Origin of the sequence: Mesorhizobium sp. B1-1-7 (assembly GCF_006442705.1) — a bacterium.
Classification (GTDB): Bacteria; Pseudomonadota; Alphaproteobacteria; order Rhizobiales; family Rhizobiaceae; genus Mesorhizobium; species Mesorhizobium opportunistum.
Genome location: NZ_VFWQ01000002.1, coordinates 22,179 through 41,934, shown reverse-complemented (window position 1 = coordinate 41,934; position 19,756 = coordinate 22,179). Strand labels below are relative to the sequence as shown.

At 63.9% G+C, this 19,756-nt stretch carries 15 protein-coding genes; 12 read left to right on the top strand and 3 right to left on the bottom strand.

The annotated features are described in order from the left end of the window. Positions 1–18: 18 nt before the first annotated feature. Positions 19–4,053: a peptidoglycan-binding protein gene (locus FJ978_RS02785; protein WP_140570007.1), complete on the bottom strand. Its 4,035-nt coding sequence runs from the start codon at positions 4,051–4,053 to the stop codon at positions 19–21. A 482-nt stretch (positions 4,054–4,535) separates the two neighbouring features. On the opposite strand from FJ978_RS02785, the gene FJ978_RS02780 reads away from it, so the two are divergent. The 8 genes from FJ978_RS02780 to FJ978_RS02745 all read left to right on the top strand — a co-directional run bounded on the left by FJ978_RS02780 (position 4,536) and on the right by FJ978_RS02745 (position 14,164). Continuing rightward, on the top strand, positions 4,536–4,997 hold the full coding sequence (locus FJ978_RS02780) for a MerR family DNA-binding transcriptional regulator (RefSeq protein ID WP_140570003.1): 462 nt from the start codon (positions 4,536–4,538) through the stop codon (positions 4,995–4,997). A 310-nt stretch (positions 4,998–5,307) separates the two neighbouring features. Next, a complete protein-coding gene (locus tag FJ978_RS02775) occupies positions 5,308–7,098 on the top strand; it encodes an acyl-CoA dehydrogenase (protein WP_140569999.1) in 1,791 nt (596 codons plus the stop codon). Between the two features lie 232 nt (positions 7,099–7,330). Then, entirely contained in the window at positions 7,331–8,500 is a 1,170-nt protein-coding gene (locus FJ978_RS02770; RefSeq protein WP_140569995.1) for an acyl-CoA dehydrogenase family protein, read from the top strand. A gap of 33 nt (positions 8,501–8,533) precedes the next feature. Beyond that, positions 8,534–9,742, top strand: coding sequence for an acetyl-CoA C-acetyltransferase (locus tag FJ978_RS02765; protein ID WP_140569992.1), 1,209 nt, complete (start codon positions 8,534–8,536; stop codon positions 9,740–9,742). A gap of 14 nt (positions 9,743–9,756) precedes the next feature. Further along, the gene (locus FJ978_RS02760) at positions 9,757–11,976 is read left to right on the top strand and encodes a 3-hydroxyacyl-CoA dehydrogenase NAD-binding domain-containing protein (RefSeq protein WP_140569989.1); all 2,220 of its coding nucleotides are present in this window, start codon (positions 9,757–9,759) and stop codon (positions 11,974–11,976) included. A gap of 9 nt (positions 11,977–11,985) precedes the next feature. Continuing rightward, positions 11,986–12,531, top strand: coding sequence for a thioesterase family protein (locus tag FJ978_RS02755; protein WP_140569985.1), 546 nt, complete (start codon positions 11,986–11,988; stop codon positions 12,529–12,531). Positions 12,532–12,655: 124 nt separating this feature from the next. Beyond that, complete coding sequence (locus FJ978_RS02750) at positions 12,656–13,306, top strand: helix-turn-helix transcriptional regulator (RefSeq protein ID WP_140569983.1); 651 nt, start codon at positions 12,656–12,658, stop codon at positions 13,304–13,306. A gap of 9 nt (positions 13,307–13,315) precedes the next feature. Then, positions 13,316–14,164 (top strand): thermonuclease family protein, encoded by an 849-nt coding sequence (locus FJ978_RS02745; protein WP_348640300.1) that lies wholly within the window; start codon positions 13,316–13,318, stop codon positions 14,162–14,164. Here FJ978_RS02745 and FJ978_RS02740 read toward each other — a convergent pair. Next, complete coding sequence (locus FJ978_RS02740; protein WP_140569977.1) at positions 14,130–15,776, bottom strand: lysine--tRNA ligase; 1,647 nt, start codon at positions 15,774–15,776, stop codon at positions 14,130–14,132. The genes FJ978_RS02745 and FJ978_RS02740 overlap by 35 nt on opposite strands. 168 nt (positions 15,777–15,944) lie before the next feature. On the opposite strand from FJ978_RS02740, the gene FJ978_RS02735 reads away from it, so the two are divergent. After that, positions 15,945–16,358: a tellurite resistance TerB family protein gene (locus FJ978_RS02735; protein ID WP_140569974.1), complete on the top strand. Its 414-nt coding sequence runs from the start codon at positions 15,945–15,947 to the stop codon at positions 16,356–16,358. Positions 16,359–16,399: 41 nt separating this feature from the next. On the opposite strand, the gene FJ978_RS02730 is transcribed toward FJ978_RS02735, so the two are convergent. Beyond that, positions 16,400–17,248, bottom strand: coding sequence for a transporter substrate-binding domain-containing protein (locus tag FJ978_RS02730; RefSeq protein ID WP_140569972.1), 849 nt, complete (start codon positions 17,246–17,248; stop codon positions 16,400–16,402). 260 nt (positions 17,249–17,508) lie between these two features. Here FJ978_RS02730 and FJ978_RS02725 point away from each other — a divergent pair, with 260 nt between their 5' ends. The 3 genes from FJ978_RS02725 to FJ978_RS02715 all read left to right on the top strand — a co-directional run bounded on the left by FJ978_RS02725 (position 17,509) and on the right by FJ978_RS02715 (position 19,750). Beyond that, complete coding sequence (locus tag FJ978_RS02725; RefSeq protein ID WP_013897278.1) at positions 17,509–18,240, top strand: LuxR family transcriptional regulator; 732 nt, start codon at positions 17,509–17,511, stop codon at positions 18,238–18,240. Positions 18,241–18,356: 116 nt separating this feature from the next. Beyond that, positions 18,357–18,995, top strand: a complete 639-nt coding sequence (locus tag FJ978_RS02720) for an acyl-homoserine-lactone synthase (protein ID WP_013897277.1) — start codon at positions 18,357–18,359, stop codon at positions 18,993–18,995. Continuing rightward, complete coding sequence (locus tag FJ978_RS02715) at positions 18,992–19,750, top strand: enoyl-CoA hydratase-related protein (RefSeq protein WP_013897276.1); 759 nt, start codon at positions 18,992–18,994, stop codon at positions 19,748–19,750. The genes FJ978_RS02720 and FJ978_RS02715 overlap by 4 nt, the downstream gene beginning before the upstream one ends. Positions 19,751–19,756: the final 6 nt, after the last annotated feature.

The window sequence follows — 19,756 nt, the reverse complement described above, 5'->3', positions numbered from 1 at the left end:
GAAGCGACGCATCTGCCGTTATTTGCGCGCCAGCAGTGCCTTGACCAGTTTCTCGTCGACCGCGCCGGTGGCCGGCATCTTGTTGTCGGTCTGGAAAGCCATGATCGCGGTCTTCGTCTTCTGGCCCATCTTGCCGTCGGCACCACCGGCGTCGTAGCCATTCTTGTTGAGAATGCGCTGGATGTTCTGGACCGCTTTTTTCATGTCGATGCTGGCGGTGGTCTGCGGCGTGCCTTCCTGCCAGGCATCGGGAATGTCGACCGAATTGGCTGCCACGTTGAGCGGCTTGGCCTTCCACAATTCGGTCGCGGCACGGGCGCGCTCGAGCTGTTCGGGCCGCAGCGCATTGGCAATCTCGTCGCGCTTGGCGGCCGCGTCCTTGTCCCCGGTCTTGGCGACGAGCGCGAACCATTTGTAGGATTCCTCGAGGTTCTGCTTCATGCCGACGCCCTTGGCGGCGAGAATGCCGAGATTGAACTGGCTGTCCTTGACGCCGAGGTCGGCGGCCTCCTGGAACCAGTGGGCGGCCGATTCATTGTCGGTCACGCCGTCGGCGGCCATGGCGAACAGCACGGCCAGATTGTGCATAGCGCTGGCGTTGCCCTGCTCGGCGGCCATCTGGTACCAGGTCTTCGACTTCTTGATGTCGCGCGCGACGCCGATGCCCTTCTCGTAGAAATTGCCGATACGGTATTCGGCCGGCGCGAAGCCGAGTTCCGCCGATTTCTCATACCATTTGGCCGCTGTCGCCATGTCTTCCTTGACGCCGCGCGACTCCGCGTAGCGCGAACCGATCTCGAACAGCGCCTTGGCATCGCCGCCGGCGGCGGCATCGCGGAGCGCGGCCGGGCCGGCCTCGGCCGGAATGTCGAACTTGGCCGCGGCTGTCGGGGCGGATGTATCCGTCGACGCCACCGCGCCAGTGGTGTCGTTGCCCTTGGTGTCGTTGGTCGCGGTTGGCGCGGCCATGGTCGGCTGGGCATCGCTGGCCGTCGCCTGCGCGCCACCGGTGATGGCTGCCGGCGTTGACGTCGTCGGGGCTGTCGAAGTGGGCGCCGTCGGCGCGGCCGGAGCCATTGCTTCGGAGGCGGCGCCTGCGCCGGAAGCGCCGGCCGTAGCCGTGGATCCCGATGTAGCCGGTGCCGTATCCGCCATCGCATCGCTGTCCGATGGCATCGCCATGGCGGTCTGGTTGACCATGTCGTCCTTGGCCATCGGCGCGGATGATTCGGCCTGCCTGACGGCGTGGGCCGGCGCGTTGTCCGTTGCCGCCGGCTGGGCCTCCGGCTTCGGCGGGCTGGCCGTGTCGACGGATGCCGTTTGAACCGGCTGCGAGGCCACGATTGGTGCCGCGTCGTTGCTCGCCACCTGGGCCGGATCGGAGAGGAATGCCTTGCCGAGCTGCAGGCCGGCAAGCGCCAGCATGATCGCGGCCGCCGCCATCAGGATCGGCTTGCGCCGCGCCTTGAGCAGGTCGCCGATCCTGAGCGCCTTCACCGGCCCTTTCATCGTCGACTGGCGCTTCAAGGCATCGGCTTCGGCCGCGGCGGCCTGCGCCGCGCGCCGCGCCGCCGCGATGAAGTCCGATTTGGAGGCATCGCTGTCGCTGAGCTTTGCCGGCTGGCCCCGCTCGTCGCGCACGCGTTTCATGATGGCATTGAGGTCGGGGGCGCCCGAGCCGGGCTCCAGCGGCCGGTTGGCCATTTTCGGGTCGAGCGGCTCGTCGAGATCGACGCTCGGGATATCGGCGCTCGGCGCCGAGCCGGCCAGGGGCGGAATATCCGCCGCCTTCTTGCCCTTGAAGGCGCGTGCCAGCCCGCCGAACATCGATTTGCGGCCGGCCGGCTGGTCCTTCTCGGCAATGGTGTCGGAACCGAGTGCGGCCATGGCGGCCGCAGCAGCGGCTTCCGCCGGCGAGCGTGTGCCTCCCGGCTCGTTGCGCATTATGGCAGCGGCACGGCCGTCGAGATCGGCCATGTCGCCCGTCAGCGGCATTGGCGCGTCGATATCCATCGACGGAGCCTCGACAGCCATCTTGGCCGTGCGTGCGCGGCGTTTGCCGACCGCTTCGTCCGGGCGCGCGTCCAAAAGCTCGCTCACCGCCTCGGACGGATCGCTGGTTTCCAGCGAGCCCAGCCTGTCGACGATCTTGAGCAGCGTGTCGTGGATGGCCTCGAAGGTCCTCGAATTGCGCTCGTCGGAACGGCGTGTCAGCGTCTCGAGCGTCTTCAGGTCCTGCGCGAGCCCCGAAACGGCGGCGGTATTGGCGCTCGACCCGGCGAGCGACTGCACTGCGTTTTCGGCCGCTTCGCGCGCCGCGCCGAGGATGGAATCGCGGGTCCCGGCCAGCGACTTCTCGATTTCGTTGAGGCGCGGACTGATGTCTTCGAATTCCGGCAACGGCGTGCCGGGCTTGGAAAGATGCGCGGACAAGCCGGTGACCTGCGCCTCCAGGCTGCGGATCAGCGCCGGGTCGATGCCGGCAACCTGCGCGGCCGATGCGTCGAGCCGGCTGGAAATGTCCTCAAGGCGGCTTTCCAGTCCGCGGATCGCCGCTTCGCCGGCGGGATCGGGAGCGCGCGTCTCGATGCGCTTGGCAAGCGCGGTGAAGCGGGCGTCGATGGCCTCCATGATACCGGCACTGTCGACCTGCGGCACGCGCTGGTCCAGCCGGTCGGCAACCTCGTCCAGCCGGCGCTCGAGATCGCGGAACAGCATGTTGCCCTGTTCGATGGCGTCGCCCTGGCGGCGTTCCATCATGCTCGACAGCACGTCGAAACGCTGCTCCAGCCCGTGGAAGATATAGTCGGCATCGGGCATGGCCGGCGCCTGGTCGATCTTGTCGGCGATGAGCGCGATCTGCTTGGCCAGCCGTTCCATCGCCTGTTCGGGCAGGTTGGCGCGGCCGGCGAGCTCGTCGACACGGCTCGACAGCGTGCTCAGGCGATCCATGACGGCATTGCCGGGGCGGTCCTGCGCCACTTCCTCGATCTGCCGGGCCAGAGAATCGATCCGCTTCTCGATGCGCTCGAAGGCTTCATGGTCGAGCGAATTGGCCTGCGCCGCGACAGTCGAGGCAACGATGGCACGGGAAATCTCGTCCAGCCGCTCGTCGATCATGGCCAGCGTGTCGCTGCCGCTATTGTCCTGCTGGCTGGCGAAGTGATCGACAGCGCCGGCCAGCGTGCGGACTTTTTCCTCCAGCGAACGCAGCGACAGCGATTCCGGCAGGTTGTTGACGGCATTGCTGATCTGCTCCAGCCGATCGGTCAGGGCGGCAAGCGCGGGCTCGTCGGAGCGCTTGCGCTGGTCGGCGTCGACGCGGTCTTCGAAGGCTGTCCAACGGCGATCGAAATCATCCCAGCGGCGATCGACCTTCTGCACGCTCTCCTCGCGCGCCAGCGTGTCGAGCGCGGCCTTGACCTGTTCGAGTTCCAGCCGCAGCAGGTTGACGCTTCTGTCGTCGCTCTTTTCCGACAGCGACTTGATGGCGCCGGAGAGCCGTTCGAATTCGACGCCGAGTTCGGCGCTGCCCTTGCCTGATGCGCCTGGGCCTGATGCGCCCGGCTTGGCGTTCGACTGGAAGGCGCGGTCGATATCCTTGCGCAGTGCTTCGAATTCGCGCTGCAGTCCTGATGTCATCTGGTGGCGCAGTTCCTCGCGCATGCCGCGCAGCTCGCCGGCGATCTTGCCGACCATGGCGACGCTGTCTTCCTGGCCGCGGACACGGTCGATGTCGCGGGCAATAGCTTGATAGCTCTGGTCGAAGGCGGGAGGCTGCGCCGGGGCCTTGGCGCGCGGTGCCGGCTGCGGATCCTCGTACCAGCGCTGCTGGCCGGCAGGCTGGGTGGCGGGATAGCGGGGATCGGCCGCGGGATAGCGCGGTTCGGCGCCATACTGTCGGGGAGCGGGACGTGCCATCGTGTCTTCGCGCGTCTGCCCCAGCCGCTGTTCCAGCGTCTCCAGCGAGCGGTTGAGCTGCTCGAGCGTGGTCTGCGGCCTACGCTGCCTGCCGGCGTTGAGTGTATCGAGATAGGACCGCTTGCTGTTCATCGGTGCGTCCGTCTTTCAGATTGGCCAGTTTGCGACCAGCTCCCCAAGTCCCTGCCGGAACGAGGCGACCGCGCTTCCATGCGGTGGAAGACAAGCTTCCCGGGGTTCACCCGCGCTCCGAAAAACCGTGAAAAATTCGATACAGGATAAACACGGGTAGCCGACATGCGCACATTTCGCCCAACGTGGTAAACAACGCGTTAACCAAGCTTAAGAAGTTGGAAGGAAGTTCGCTGCCGCGCTCGCGCCGCGGCATTGCACTTGCGCTGCGGCAAAAAGCACCGTTCGCGGAACACCCACAGAACGCCCTTGCGTCATGAGGCGGCTATCGGTATAGAATTGACGTAAACGTAAAAGGCGCATTGAGTGTGCTGTTTTGCGATTTGTTTGTCGAAACCACGGCCGGAAGCACGCCCCCGCTTCCAGTCAGGCGACGCATGGTCAAGGACCGCGACGCCACCAGACGGGGAAAGCCAGTGACCATGAAGCTTATTTCGGCCGGCGAGACCGCGGCCAATACCAACAATGTACCTGTCGAAGCCGGCGAGGATCTCGTCCGCATCGGCGAGATGGCCAAGAAGTACGGCGTGACTCTGCGCACGCTGCGTTTCTACGAAGACAAGGGCCTGCTCAATCCTCAGCGTGACGGTTCGACCCGCCTCTACACGCGCCGCGACAGGGCCCGGCTGAAGCTGATCCTGCTCGGCCGCAAGCTCGGCTTCTCGCTGCGCGACGTCAAGCAGATGATGGATCTCTACGATCCGACCGGGTCCAACACCAAGCAGCTGCGGCTGGCGCTCGACAAGTCGGAAAAGCAGCTTGCCCGCCTGCAGAAGCAGCGGGCGCTGATCGACGACGCCATCAATGAGCTGGGCGGCTCGATGACGGCGGTGCGCCAGATGCTGGCCGAGCGCTCGACGCCGCAGGCGAGCGTCGCGGGCTAAAAGCAACTTCCAGGAAAAGCGTGACGCGCTTTTCCATCGGCAAATGACGATCAAAGCCGCGTGGCCATGCCGCGCGGCTTTTTGCCGTCAGGCCTGCCAACGCCTTATCTTCGGCTTGCCGGGCACCGGCCGGCGCGCCGCCGTACCGCTAGGCTCCTCGCAAGCAGAGGGCGGAAATCTTGTCGCATCGAAGAAATTGACGTTTACGCAAACGTCAATTTTTGCTATCCCGCCTTCAACACAGGTCCGCATGCTGCCCTGACGCGAATTTGGGGGCTTCCGGACCAGGTTTGCAGGGTGGAGGAAAAGCATGCCGATCTACAGGGCACCGGTCCAGGATACGCTGTTCGTGTTGAACGAGGTGCTGGGCTACCAGCGCTATTCGAACCTTCCCGGATTTGCGGATGCCACGCCCGACGTGCTGGAGGCGATCCTCGCGGAAGGCGCCAAGCTTGCCGAAAACGTCATGCACCCGCTCAACCGTGTCGGCGATATGGAGGGCTGCGTCCGTCACGACGATGGCTCGGTGACGACGCCCAAGGGCTTCAAGGAAGCTTTCGACCAGTACCGCGAAGGCGGCTGGATGGGGCTAGCCGCACCGGTCGAGTTCGGCGGCCAGGGCTTGCCCTACGCCGTGCACACGGCGGTTGCCGAATACATGGTATCGGCCAACATGTCGCTGATGATGTATCCGGGCCTGACGCAGGGCGCGATCGCGGCGATCATCACCCATGGCACCGATGAGCAGAAGGCCAAATGGCTGCCCAGGATGGTCGAGGGCGCCTGGACCGGCACCATGAACCTGACCGAGCCGCATTGCGGCACCGATCTCGGCCTGCTGCGCACCAAGGCGGTGCCGAATGGCGATGGCACCTACAAGATCTCGGGCCAGAAGATATTCATCTCGGCCGGCGAGCACGACATGTCGGACAACATCGTCCATCTGGTGCTGGCCCGCATCGAGGGCGCGCCGGAAGGCGTCAAGGGCATCTCGCTGTTCATCGTGCCGAAGCACAAGCTCGATGCATCAGGCAATCCGGGCGAGCGCAACACCCTCTCCTGCGGTTCGATCGAGGAGAAGATGGGCATCCACGGCAATTCGACCTGCGTCATGAATTATGACGAGGCCGAAGGTACGTTGCTCGGCGAGGCCAATGGCGGTTTGAAGGCCATGTTCACGATGATGAACGAGGCACGGCTCGGTGTCGGCCTGCAGGGGCTGTCGCTCTCCGAGATCGCCTACCAGAACGCCGTCGCCTACGCCAAGGACCGTTTGCAGGGCCGCTCGCTGTCGGGGCCGAAGGCGCCCGACAAGAAGGCCGACCCGATCATCGTCCATCCCGACATCCGCCGCTCGCTGATGACCATGAGGGCCTTCAATGAGGCTGGCCGCGCGCTGGCGCTGTGGACGGCGATCAAATCCGATGTCGCCCACCGCTCGGGCGACGACAAGGATCGCCAGGCGGCTGACGACTACACCGGCCTGATGACACCGGTGGTCAAGGGCGTGCTCACCGACAAGGGTTTCGACCACGCCGTCATGGCGCAGCAGGTGTTCGGCGGCCACGGCTACATCGAGGAGCACGGCATGAGCCAGTTCGTGCGCGATGCCCGCATCGCCATGATCTATGAAGGTGCCAACGGCATCCAGGCGCTCGACCTCGTCGGCCGCAAGCTCGGCCTGAACGGCGGCCGCGCCGTGCAGGCTTTCTTCAAGGAAGTCGGCGAATTCTGCGAGGAAAACCGCGCCGACGAAAAGATGGCGCCCTTCACCAAGGCGTTGAAGAAGGGTCTCAACGATTTGCAGGCGGCGACCATGTGGCTGCTGCAGAACGGCATGGCCAAGCCTGACAATGCCGGAGCCGCCTCGACCGACTACATGCATCTCTTCGGCCTCGTGGCGCTGGGCTACATGTGGGCGCTGATGGCCAAGGCAGCACAGGGTAAGACCGGCGCCAACGGTTCCCAGTCCTTCTACGACAACAAGGTGGTGACGGCGCGCTTCTTCATGGAGCGGATCATGCCGGAGACATCGGCACATCTGGCCCGCATTTCCAGTGGTGCGGACACGCTAATGGCGCTGCCTGCGGAAGCGTTCTAGAAATGGCCGGCGTCCCCCTCCCCCTTGAGGGGAGGGTGGCCCGAAGGGCCGGGAGGGGTCCTGCGTGCAGTGCGCCGGCTGGTTGGCGCTTTGGGAGGAGAATGATCGCAATGCCCCAAACCCGCGTCAGTTTCGAAGATAAGGTCGAGCACGTCATCGGCGACCCCACCCGACCGCTTCGCGGCCACCCTCCCCTCGAGGGGGAGGGGGACGTCGGCGCGGGAGAAACGGCATGACAAATCCAGCTGAAGTGCTTTCTTTGCCGAAACCCGCCTGGGCGGCGGACGAGGTCGGCATGCTCTACGACATGGCGGTCCGCTTCATGTCGGAGGAGATCGCGCCGCGTTACGACGAGTTCGAGAAGAACGAGATGGTTGACCGCGAAAGCTGGCTGAAGGCGGGAGCCGCCGGTCTGCTCTGTGCCTCGATGCCGGAAGAGTATGGCGGCTCGGGCGGGACCTTCGCGCATGAAAGCGCCATCATCGAGGCCATCGGCCATGTCGGCGTCGACGGCTTCGGCATCGGCCTGCACAATTCGATCGTCGCCCCCTACATCCTCCACTACGGCTCGGAAGAGCAGAAGAAGAAGTGGCTGCCGAAGCTGGCGACCGGCGAACTGATCGGCGCTATCGCCATGACCGAACCGGGCGCCGGCTCCGACCTGCAAGGCGTCAAGACGCGGGCGCAGAAGGATGGCAACCAATACAAGATCAACGGTTCCAAGACCTTCATCACCAACGGCCAGCTCGCCAACTTCATCATCGTCGTCACCAAGACCGATCCGGAAAAGGGTGCCAAGGGCACCTCGCTGATCGTCGTCGAAACAGATGAAGTGGAAGGTTTCGAGCGCGGCCGAAACCTCGACAAGATCGGGCTGAAGGCCAACGACACGTCGGAGCTGTTCTTCAACGATGTGCGCGTGCCGACCTCCAACCTGCTTGGCCATGAGGAAGGGCAGGGCTTCATCCAGCTGATGCAGCAACTGCCGCAGGAGCGGCTGCAGATCGGCACCGGCGCCATCGCCATGATCGAGCGGGCGCTGGCGCTGACCATCGACTACGTCAAGGAGCGCAAAGCGTTCGGCAAGGCGATCATCGACTTCCAGAACACCCAGTTCAAGCTGGCCGAACTCAAGACCGAGGCCACCATCGGCCGCGTCTTCTACAATGATTGCGTCGCCCGCCACATCAATGGCGGCCTCGATCCGGTGACGGCGTCGATGGCCAAATACTGGCTCAGCGACCTGCAGGGAAAAGTCGTCGACGAATGCCTTCAATTGCATGGCGGCTATGGCTACATGAATGAATATCCGATCGCCCGCATGTTCCGCGACGCCCGTGTCCAGCGCATCTATGGCGGCACCAACGAGATCATGAAATTGCTGATCGGCCGCTCGCTCTGAGAGCGACGACCGGCGAACCCAAGGAGCAGAAAAATGGCTGACGCTTATGTCTATGACGCGGTGCGCACGCCGCGCGGCAAGGGCAAGAAGGACGGGTCGCTGCACGAGGTGCCGGCGGTACGGCTTGCCGCCAAGACGCTCGAGGCTTTGCGTGACCGCAATGGGCTGGATACCGGCAATGTCGACGACATCATCTTCGGCTGCGTCGACCCGGTCGGCGAGGCCGGCTCGGTCATTCCGCGCGCCGCCGCCTTCGAGGCCGGCTACGACGACAAGGCACCGGGCATGCAGATCTCGCGCTTCTGCGCCTCGGGCCTCGACGCCATCAATTTCGGCGCCGCCAAGATCGCCCAGGGCGCCGACGAGATCGTCGTCGCCGGCGGTGTCGAATCCATGTCGCGCGTCGGCATGGGCGCCTCGGGCGGCGCCTGGTTCATGGACCCCTCGGTCGGCCTGCCCGGCTGGTTCGTGCCGCAAGGCATCTCGGCCGACCTCATCGCCACCAAATACGGCTTCTCCCGTGACGACGTCGACGCCTACGCCGTCGAGAGCCAGAAGCGTGCCGCCAAATCCTGGGCCGATGGCCGCTTCAAGAACTCCGTCATCCCGATCAAGGACCAGAACGGCCTGACCATCCTCGACCATGACGAGCATATGCGGCCGTCGACGGACATGCAGTCGCTGGCCTCGCTCACTCCGTCCTTCGTCATGCCCGGCGAAATGGGCGGCTTCGATGCGGTCGCGGTGCAGAAGCATCCCGAGGTGGAAGAGGTCAACCACGTCCACCATGCCGGCAATTCGTCCGGCATCGTCGATGGCGCGGCGGCTGTGCTGCTCGGTTCGAAGAGGGCCGGGAAAACCATGGGGCTGAAGCCGCGCGCGCGCATCCGCACCTTCGCCAACATCGGCTCCGAGCCGGTGCTGATGCTGACCGGTCCGGTCGATGTCACCGAGAAGCTGTTGAAGCGCGCCAAGATGAAGCTGTCCGACATCGACCTGTTCGAACTCAACGAGGCTTTTGCCTCGGTGGTGCTGCGCTACATGCAGGCTTTCGACATCCCGCACGACAAGATCAACGTCAATGGCGGCGCCATCGCCATGGGCCATCCGCTCGGTGCCACCGGCGCGATGATCCTCGGCACGGTGCTGGACGAACTCGAGCGCCGTGACCTCAACACCGCGCTGGTGACCTTGTGCATCGGCGCCGGCATGGGCACGGCAACCATCATCGAACGCGTCTGACGGGGAGAGAGAAGATGAGCTACACCAATTTCACCCTCGACATCGACGCCGATGGCATCGCGCTGGTCACCTGGAACAGCCCGGACCGCTCGATGAACGTCTTCACCGAAGAGGTGATGCGCGAGTTGAACGCCATTGTCGATCATGTGGCCGGCGATGCCGCCATCAAGGGCGCGGTGATCACCTCCGGCAAGGACACGTTCTCCGGCGGCGCCGACATCACCATGCTGCAGAAGATGCTGGCGACTTTCGCCACGGACAAGGGCAAGGATGCCGAAATGGCGACCAAGACGCTGTTCGAGAATGCCGGTTATATGACCGGCCTGTTCCGCAAGCTGGAGACCTCAGGCAAGCCGTGGGTTTCGGCGATCAACGGCACCTGCATGGGTGGCGCTTTCGAGCTGTCGCTCGCCTGCCACGGCCGCGTAGCAGCCGACTCTGATAGGGTCAGGATGGCGCTTCCCGAGGTCAAGATCGGAATCTTCCCCGGCGCCGGCGGCACCCAGCGCGTGCCGCGGCTGACCGATCAGCAGCAGGCGCTGCAGATGCTGACCTCCGGCCAGACGCTGTCGCCGCAGAAGGCGAAGTCGATGGGCCTTATCCACGAGATCGCCGAGCCGGCCAGGCTGGTCGAGACCGCCAAGGCGATGATCAGGAACGGCCTCAAGCCGGTGGCGCCGTGGGACGAGAAGGGCTTCAAGCTGCCTGGCGGCCAGATCTATACACCCGCCGGCTTCAACCTGTGGCCGCCAGCCATCGCCATCCTGCGTCGCGAGACCTATGGCAATTATCCGGCAGCCGCCGCGATCCTGAAATGCGTCTATGAAGGCCTGCTGGTGCCGTTCGACACCGCGCTCAGGATCGAACAGCGCTATTTCACCGAGATCATGCAGACCAAGGAAGCGGCTGCGATGATCCGCTCGCTGTTCGTGTCGCTGCAGGAACTGAACAAGGGCGCCCGCCGCCCGGCCGGCGTGCCGGAAACCAAATTCAGGAAGATCGGCATTCTCGGCGCCGGCTTCATGGGCGCCGGCATCGCCTATGTCACGGCCAAGGCCGGCATCCCGGTGGTGCTGCTCGACCGCGATATGGAGTCGGCGCAGAAGGGCAAGGCGCATTCCGACAGCCTGGTCTCCGATCAGGTCAAGAAGGGTCGCGCCAAGCCCGAGGAGCGTGACAAGCTTTTGTCGCTGATCACGCCGACGGCCGACTATGCCGACCTTGCCGGCTGCGATCTGGTGGTCGAGGCGGTGTTCGAGGATTCCGCCGTCAAGAAGGCCGCCACCGAACAGGCGGAGGCGGTGCTGAAATCGTCGGCGATCTTCGCGTCCAACACCTCGACCATCCCGATCACCGGTCTGGCCAAGAATTCGGCGCGGCCGAAGAACTTCATCGGCATCCATTTCTTCTCGCCGGTCGACAAGATGATGCTGGTCGAGATCATCTTGGGCAAGAAGACCGGCGACAAGGCGCTGGCGACGGCGATCGACTTCGTCCGCGCCATCAAGAAGACGCCGATTGTCGTCAACGACACGCGCGGCTTCTACGTCAACCGCTGCGTGCTGCGCTACATGTCGGAAGCCTACAAGATGCTGATCGAAGGCGTGCCCGCGCCGATGATCGAGAATGCGGCCAAGGCAGCCGGCATGCCGGTTGGGCCGCTGGCGCTGACCGACGAGACGGCCATCGACCTTGCCCAGAAGATCATGAAGCAGACCATCAGGGATCTCGGCGACAAGGCTGTCGACCCCAAGCAGATGGCGCTGATCAACACCATGGTCGACGACCATGGCCGCTTCGGTCGCAAGAACGGCAAGGGCTTTTACGACTATCCGGCCAAGCCCGCCAAGAAGAAGCTGTGGCCGGGCCTCAAGGATCTCTATCCGCAGCTGGCACCCGAGAAGGTCGACTATGAGGAGCTGCAGCAACGTCTGCTCGTCACCATCGCGTTGGAAGCGGCGCGGGTGATGGAGGAGGGGATCGTCACCGATCCGCGCGAAGCCGATGTCGGCTCGATCCTGGCCTTCGGTTTCGCGCCCTACACCGGCGGCGCGCTGTCCTACATCGACGGCATTGGTGCCAAGGAATTCGTCAAGATCGCCAAGGGCCTGCAGAAGAAATACGGGGCCGAGTTCAAGGCGCCGAAGCTGCTGCTCGACATGGCAGAGAAGGGCGAAACCTTCTACGAACGCTTCGACCCCTACGCCAAGGGCGACGTGAAGCAGGCCGCCTGATGTAAGGGTATGTACGTCTGGGCGCGTATGGCGCGCATGCTGGCCACGACGCGAAGCCGTGGCCCCTACGTGATGGGCGGTGAAAGCCGGCTGGCCTTTCGCTGCCTGCCGACCGATATCGACTTCAACGTCCATCTCAACAATGCACGCTACATGATGCTGGCCGATCTCGGCCGCATCGACCTGTTCGTCCGTGCCGGCCTCATCAGACTGGCGCGGAAGAATGGCTGGGCGCCGATGATGGGCGGGCTGCAGGCGATCTATGCCCGCGAGATCAGGCTGTGGCGCCGTTTCGAGGTGGTGTCCTCGATCGAGACCTGGGAAGGCACCCAGGTCATCGGCAAGCACCGCTTCGTCCTCGACAATGGCGACACGGCCGCCTTGATCCTGACGACGGCCGGCGTCTACGACCGCAAAGCGCGACGCTTCCTCGACATTGACGAGGTTGTGATCGCACTTGGCCGTGCTGTAAATCCGCGACCGCCAACGCAGGAAGAGCGGATTTTCATGACATCGCACCAGGGTTTGCGCAGCCTTGCCAAGGCGGCTGATTAATCCCCGCAGTCGGAGTTTGCCCGGCCGACGGGAACGCGCGTCACGGCTGCACGCCGGTGGACAAACCGGCATTCGAAGACTAGAAGGAAAAGGCATTTTTTCCTGTTTCGAAGGAGAGCACGACATGCTCTCGCACGACCGTGTCTGGGCTGCCATCGATGCTCTTGCCGAGCGCTACTCGCTTTCGGCCTCGGGTCTGGCAAGGCGCGCAGGGCTCGATTCGACCGCCTTCAACAAGTCGAAACGCCTGTCGTCGGATGGCCGGCCCCGCTGGCCCTCGACCGAATCACTGGCCAAGATCATCGAGGCGACGGGGGCTTCGCTCGACGAATTCACCGGACTGATCGAAGGCAGGGCCGGACTTGTCCATGATGTCCGGGATGGCCGCAGACGGTCGGTGCCTTTGCTCGGTTTCGCCCAGGCCGGCGCCGGCGGCTTCTTCGACGATGCCGGCTTCCCGGCGGGACAGGGCTGGGATCTGGTCGAACTGCCGGCGCAATCGACCGAGAGCTCCTATGCGCTGCAGGTGCAGGGCGATTCCATGCTGCCGCTCTACCGCAATGGCGACGTCCTCATCGTCGAGCCGGGCGCGGCCACCCGCAAGGGCGATCGCGTCGTCGTCAAGACCACCGCCGGCGAGGTGATGGCCAAGGTGCTCGAACGCCAGACCGTCAAGTCGATTTCACTGGTCTCGCTCAATCCCGATCATCCCGACCGCGACATCTCCATGCGCGAGGTCGAGTGGGTGGCGCGGATTGTCTGGGCAAGCCAGTAGGTCCGGCCGATGCGGTTCCCTCATCTCGTCCTGGCGGTTCTGATGGTCCCGGTGATGGCGGCTCTGGTCGTCGTCGGCGGACGCACGCTAAAGGGAAGCGAAGGCACTGTTACGGTGGATCAGATCGATCCCGGCGCCGATACGATCGCTCAAGGTACAGGGCCCGAAGAGCCGGCCACCTCGGCTCTTCCCACGCCCTCGCAACCGTCAAAGCCGCCTTCGCCGCATTCGAGGGCTATCGATCCCGCCGTCGTCGCGCCACCGGAACTGCCCAGCGGGGAACTCGAGCGGATCGAACCGCGCGAACCGTTGAGCAAGCTGTCGCTTGCCACACCGCCCAAGCCGAAGATGCCTGACGACTGGAACGGCACGAAGCTGTTTCAGCCGGTCGCATCGGCCGCCGGCCTGATCGAGGCGAAGGGCTATTCGGTCGCGGTCTCCGGCATCGACGTTGTCGGGCAGGACGAGACCTGCAACACGGATGGCAAATCCTGGCCATGCGGCATCCGCGCCCGCACGGCGTTCCGCGCCTTCCTGCGCGGCCGCGCCGTGGTCTGCACCGTGCCCCCCGAGGGCGGCCGCGACCTGGTCGCGGCGGAATGCCGGATCGGCAAGCAGGATATCGGTCAATGGCTGGTCGAGAACGGCTGGGCGCGCGCCGCCAAGGGCGGACCCTATGTCGATGCCGGCGAAAAGGCCCGCATCGAAAAGAAGGGTATTTTCGGATCGGCGCCGAACCTTGCCGGCATCTCGGCGGTGCCGGCCGCGCCTGTCCCGGCGCCTCAGGCGCCGGGCTCGATCCTGGAAGAGGTCGACGGCGCCCTCAAGCCAGCTGTCCCGCCAACGCCTTCTGAATGAGCGCGCGGGTCTCGGCGACGCCGTAGAGCGCTGCGAACGACCCGAAGCGCGGGCCGCGCTCCTGGCCGATGAGCACCTGGTAGATCATCTGGAAGAAGGCACCCGAAACGCCCGGGCCGCCCTCCGGGCTCTGCTTGGAATGGTCCTGATAGCGCTCGATCTTGCGCGCCACGTTGAGCGAAGCGTTCTGGATCGCTTCGCCACCGGCGTCCGCCGGCAAGTCGCCAAGCGCTTTGTCGAGGGCCAGCAGCGCTTCGCGCTCGATCTCGTCGGCCGGGCGGAAGGTCTTCGTCGGCTTCACGAAATCGTCGAAATAGCGGATCGCATGGCCGACCAGTTGGTCCAGCTCCGGATGCGTCTTTGGCGTTACCCCCGTTGTATGGCGGGAAATGAAGCCCCACAGCACGTCCTTGTTCTGCGCATTGGAAGCGCTGACCAGATTGAGCAGCAGCGAGAACGGCACCGGCATGTCGATGGCCGGCGGGTTGCCGTCATGCATATGCCAGACCGGGTTGCCCAGCCGTTCCTTCCAGTCCTGGCGCGGGTAGGCGCCAAGGAAGGTGTAATACTCGTCCACCGCCCTCGGGATGACGTCGAAATAGAGCTTCTTCGCCTGCCGCGGCCGCTGGTACATGTAGAGCCCGAGGCTCTCGGTCGGCGCATAGGTCAGCCATTGGTCGATGGTCAGCCCGTTGCCCTTCGACTTGGAGATCTTCTGGCCGTTCTCGTCCAGGAACAGCTCGTAGACGAAATGCTCCGGCGCCCGCCCGCCCAGAATGTTGCAGATGCGGTCGTACACCACCGCATTGGTCTGGTGGTCCTTGCCGAACATCTCGAAATCGACGCCAAGCGCTGCCCAGCGCATGCCGAAGTCGGGCTTCCACTGTAGCTTCACCCGGCCGCCGGTGATCGAAAGCGTCGTCTCCGTGCCCTCGTCGTCGAAGGTGATGGTGCCGGCCTCGGCGTCGACATGCTTCATGGGCACGTAAAGTACGCGCCCGCTCTTCGGGGAAATCGGCAGGAACGGGCTGTAGGTCGCCTGCCGCTCCGGTCCGAGCGTCGGCAGCATCACCGCCATGATCTGGTCGTAGCGCTCGGCGGCGCGCTTGAGCATCGCGTCGAAACGGCCTGACTTGTAGTACTGCGTCGCACTGGCGAATTCGTAGTCGAAGCCGAACGTGTCCAGGAAGCGGCACAGCATCGCATTGTTGTGGTCGGCAAAGCTCGCATAGTCGCCGCCGAACGGATTGGGAACCGACGACAGTGGCTTGTGCAGATGCGGCTCGAGCGCCGACCGATCCGGTACGCTGTCGGGTATCTTGCGCATGCCGTCCATGTCGTCGGAAAAGCACAGCAGCTTGGTCGCGACCTTGTCCTGCGTCAGCACACGAAACGCATGCCGCACCATCGAGGTGCGCGCCACTTCGCCGAACGTGCCGATATGCGGCAGGCCGGATGGTCCGTAGCCGGTCTCGAACAGGATGGTTTCGGGAAAGTTGGCGCCCTTGTAGCGTTCGATGATCTTTTTGGCTTCCTCGAACGGCCATGCCTTGCTTTCGGCCGCCGCCGCCAGCAGTTCGGGATTGAGATCGATGATGTTTGATCCCGCCATGGTCCTGTTTTCCAATTATGCGCCGGCCAAATTCGCGATCTGGCCGCAAGTGTCGATTTTCAACCGGTCTCTAGGCGCGCGTGGCCGGAGCGTCAACGCGCGCGGCGCTTTTTCCTTGCGGCCCTTGGGGCACGTTCCTACCTTCGAAGCCCGTTCAAGGAGCAAACAATGCCATCGCCGTCCCCGCATGAAGCCCTGATCTACCTGATGGTCATCACCTCGGCCTCCGACCGTGACATGACCGATGTCGAACTGGCCAGGATCGGCGACGTAGTCCGCTCATGGCCGGTGTTCGAGGATTTCAATCAGGACCGGCTGGTTCCCGTCGCCCAGGCTTGCCAGAAACTGCTGCATGAAAAGGATGGTCTCGAGGGTGTGCTGGCCCAGGTTGGCGAGGCTTTGCCGGAGCGCCTGCGCGACACCGCCTACGCCGCCGCCTTCGAAGTGGCCGCCGTCGATCTCGAAATGCGCTTGGAAGAAGTGCGGGTGCTGCAGCTGATCCGGCGTGAGCTCGATCTCGACACGCTGACCGTCGCCGCCATCGGCCGCGCGGCCAAGGCACGGCTGCGCACACTGACCTGACGGCATTCCGTTCGGATTAGAAAAAACTGACCGGAACCGGATCAGAAAAAACTGACCGGAAAATAGCGCAGATAGAATTCGGCAAAGGTGCCTTTCATCGAAATTTCCTGCAGCGCGTAATCCAGCGCCGCCGCCAGCGCCGGATCGTCCGCCCGCGTGGCGATGGCCATGCCCGTGCCCAGATATTCGGGCGCCAGATAGGGGCCGCCGGCAAAGCGGCAGCAGCCTGCTGCGTCCGAGCCGCCCAGCCAGAAGGCGAAACGCATGCCGTCGCCGAAGGCGGCGTCGATCTTGCCCGCCTTGAGATTGCTGTAGAGGGCTTCGGGTCCGTCGAAGGTGACGACCTGGACCGTGCTGAAATAGTCGCGCAGCATGCGCTCATGTGCCGAGCCTGATATCACGCCGACGCGCTTGCCGCGCAGTTTGTCGAAGATAGGTTCCAGCAATGCCTTGCTCTTGGGCATGATGAAACGCGCCGGAAACTGCAGGTAGGAGCGCGAGAAGGCGTATGTCTGGCGCGACTGCGGCGTCGCGGCGATGCCGGCGATGATCGCTTCGCCTTCGCCTTTCTCGAGCGCCCCTTCGAGCTCGGTCCATGGCAAGGCCTGGATCTGGCATTTGTCGACGATGCCGAGTTCCGCGCAGATGGCGCGCGCCAGGTCGATGTGGAAACCGGACAATTTTCCCGAGCTGTCGAGGAAATTGAAAGGTGGAAAATCCGTGGTCGTCAGGAAGCGCAGCCGTGGCAGCGCGGAAAGGTCCGGCTTGGGCAGCCGCTCCTTGGCGTCCCACAGCACCGGCACCTGCGGTTCCGCCGCGCGCGCGCCAGCCAATGGCAGCACCGCGATCAGCATCGAGGCCAGGACCAGGAACCTCCGTTGGAACGCCACGATAGAACTCCGTCGCACTCGTCTTCGGAGCGGTTTTGGTACGAAAATGGTACAGGCACAATGGTTTTTGATTTCAACGCGCCGATTTCAGGATATGCTTTAGCGTGTTTGCAAACAGCGGTGGCTGCCCTGGTTGGGGGACCAGGGTCGAGAACCACAACCGGAAACGGGCGCGTTGCAATCGGCGGTCGGTGGCAAAGTGCAGACAATGCATGGACCATCGGTCTCAATGCATGAGGCAACATGGGGTTGATGTTGCGATGGGTCAATTTGATCGTACGCTGGAATACATAGACCAACTGCAGCACGCAGGAACGGCGGCGGCGGTCTGTGAGAAACTGTTGGGCATAACATCGGATTTCGGTTTGACCGCGCTGATGGCCGGAACCGTTCCGCAGCCAGGCACGCCTGCCGGGCAGCAAAAGCAGCACGTGCTGCTTTGCGACTGGCCTGTCGAATGGCTGGAGCGCTACGTCGCGCGCAACTATGTCGATCACGATCCCGTGGTCAGCCACATGAAGCAGTTGCAGGCACCTTTCCAGTGGCGCGAAGCCGCCCAGGACATTCGCATCGACAAGAGCAGCGGCGAAGTGATGGGCGATGCCGGCGCGTTCAAGCTGCGCGACGGGTTGGCCTTCCCGCTGATCACGCTCGACGGCCAGATCGTCATGGTGTCGCTGGGCGGCGAGGCCGTGGAGCTGTCGGCGGCCGAGTTCGGCCTGGTGTCGCTGGTCTCGACCTATGCGGTTGGCCGCGCCATGCAACTCCACACCATGTCCGGCAACACCATCGACCATGTCGAGTTGACGCCACGCGAACGCGAATGCCTGCAATGGGCCGCCGTCGGCAAGTCCGAATGGGAGATCTCGCAAATCCTCGGCATCTCCGAACACACGTCGGAGAAACATCTTCTTAACGCCAAAAGCAAACTCGGTGCCGTCAACAGAGTTCAGGCTGTCGCCGAAGCGATAAGACGCGGCTACATTAGTTAGGTCGGCCGTGCCGACCTAGAACTCCCGCCTACGTGATCGAACTCCCGCCTACGTGATCACGCAATTTTCTCATCAAAGCACGGCCGTATCATCCTTTGAACACAGGAGACGGCAGTATGCTTTTTTGTCTTACAACCCAGGAATTGATGGAACGCCCCGACCTTTGGGAGGCGGTCCATCGACTACGCTATCAGATTTTCGTCGAGGAGATGGGGTGGGAGGATCTGCGCCGCCCGGACGGATTCGAGGTCGACCAGTTCGATCATGACGAGGCGGTGCATCAGATCGTCATCCGAGGCAACGAAGTCGCGGGCTATCAGAGGATGCTGCCGACCACGCGGCCGCATCTGTTGACCGAGGTTTTGACCGACCTTTCCGAAGGCACGCCGCCATCGGGCCCGAACATCTGGGAATTGACCCGCTATGCGGTGGCTCCCGGATTTCGCGATGGCCGTCGTGGCGTCTCGACCGTCGGCACCGAACTGATAGCCGGCTTCGTCGAGTGGGGCCTGAAGCGCGGCGTCGACAAGGTGATCATCGAGTTTGAGCCGATGTGGGTGCTGCGCGCGTTGCAGCTGCATTTCCTGGCGACGCCGCTGGGTTATCAGCGCACCTACGGCAACCAGCAGGTCGTGGCGACGCTGCTCTCCTTCAACGAGCACACGCTGGACGTGGTGCGTTCGCGCCGCAATCACCATGCCCCGGTCATGGCCCGGGGATATCCCGACATGTTCGGGCAAAGGCGGGCGTCATGAGATCGGAAATCGCCATGCACCCGCAACCTGAACTGCGCAACCACACGCTGATCGTCACCGTGTCGTCGAATGACGGCCGTCCGGTGCTCGACAGACGAGCCTATGAAAGCCTTGCCAGGACGTTCCACGAAGCCGCCGACAATGACGAAGTGCGTGTCGTCGTGCTGCGTGGCCTCGCCGGCTGCTTCTGTCTCGGCGGCGATTTTTCAGAGTTCCTCGATGCCAGCAAGCATCAGAAACTGATCGCCGCGGTCACCGATATGTTCCGCACCCTGGCAACGTTTCCCAAACCGATCCTGGCCTGCGTCGACGGCGATGCCGTCGGCGTCGGCTGCACCATCCTGTTCCATTGCGACATGGTGATTGCTTCCGGCAAGAGCACGTTCCGGGTGCCGTTCGTCGATTTCGGCCTTGTGCCGGACGCTGCGACCAGCATCCTGGCGCCGCAGAAGCTCGGCTATGCTGGCGCCTTCCGCTTCTTCTGCCTCGGCGACACGCTCCGCGCCGAGGACGCCAGGGCGCTCGGCCTCGTCGCCGAGATCGTGCACGACGGCGTCGAGGAAGCGACACTTGGCCGGGCAAGGCAGCTCGCCAAGAAGCCGGTCGCCGCCTTGCTGCAGACGCGCGGCCTGCTCAAGGGCAACACCGGTGCGCTATGCGACCGCATCGACCAGGAGATATCGCTGTTTCAGCAGGCGCTGCAGGACGATGCCACGCTGCGGCGATTGCAGCGCATCGCCAGGCTGGCGGCCTGAGCAATT

Excerpts from the sequence above, each read along its gene's own strand:
- FJ978_RS02740 (WP_140569977.1), bottom strand. The coding sequence starts at position 15,776 with ATGGCGGGATCAAACATCATCGATCTCAATCCCGAACTGCTGGCGGCG.
- FJ978_RS02765 (WP_140569992.1), top strand. The coding sequence starts at position 8,534 with ATGGCTGACGCTTATGTCTATGACGCGGTGCGCACGCCGCGCGGCAAG.
- FJ978_RS02720 (WP_013897277.1), top strand. The coding sequence starts at position 18,357 with ATGCTTTTTTGTCTTACAACCCAGGAATTGATGGAACGCCCCGACCTT.
- FJ978_RS02750 (WP_140569983.1), top strand. The coding sequence starts at position 12,656 with ATGCTCTCGCACGACCGTGTCTGGGCTGCCATCGATGCTCTTGCCGAG.
- FJ978_RS02745 (WP_348640300.1), top strand. The coding sequence starts at position 13,316 with ATGCGGTTCCCTCATCTCGTCCTGGCGGTTCTGATGGTCCCGGTGATG.
- FJ978_RS02780 (WP_140570003.1), top strand. The coding sequence starts at position 4,536 with ATGAAGCTTATTTCGGCCGGCGAGACCGCGGCCAATACCAACAATGTA.
- FJ978_RS02760 (WP_140569989.1), top strand. The coding sequence starts at position 9,757 with ATGAGCTACACCAATTTCACCCTCGACATCGACGCCGATGGCATCGCG.
- FJ978_RS02735 (WP_140569974.1), top strand. The coding sequence starts at position 15,945 with ATGCCATCGCCGTCCCCGCATGAAGCCCTGATCTACCTGATGGTCATC.
- FJ978_RS02715 (WP_013897276.1), top strand. The coding sequence starts at position 18,992 with ATGAGATCGGAAATCGCCATGCACCCGCAACCTGAACTGCGCAACCAC.
- FJ978_RS02755 (WP_140569985.1), top strand. The coding sequence starts at position 11,986 with ATGTACGTCTGGGCGCGTATGGCGCGCATGCTGGCCACGACGCGAAGC.
- FJ978_RS02785 (WP_140570007.1), bottom strand. The coding sequence starts at position 4,053 with ATGAACAGCAAGCGGTCCTATCTCGATACACTCAACGCCGGCAGGCAG.
- FJ978_RS02725 (WP_013897278.1), top strand. The coding sequence starts at position 17,509 with ATGGGTCAATTTGATCGTACGCTGGAATACATAGACCAACTGCAGCAC.
- FJ978_RS02770 (WP_140569995.1), top strand. The coding sequence starts at position 7,331 with ATGACAAATCCAGCTGAAGTGCTTTCTTTGCCGAAACCCGCCTGGGCG.
- FJ978_RS02775 (WP_140569999.1), top strand. The coding sequence starts at position 5,308 with ATGCCGATCTACAGGGCACCGGTCCAGGATACGCTGTTCGTGTTGAAC.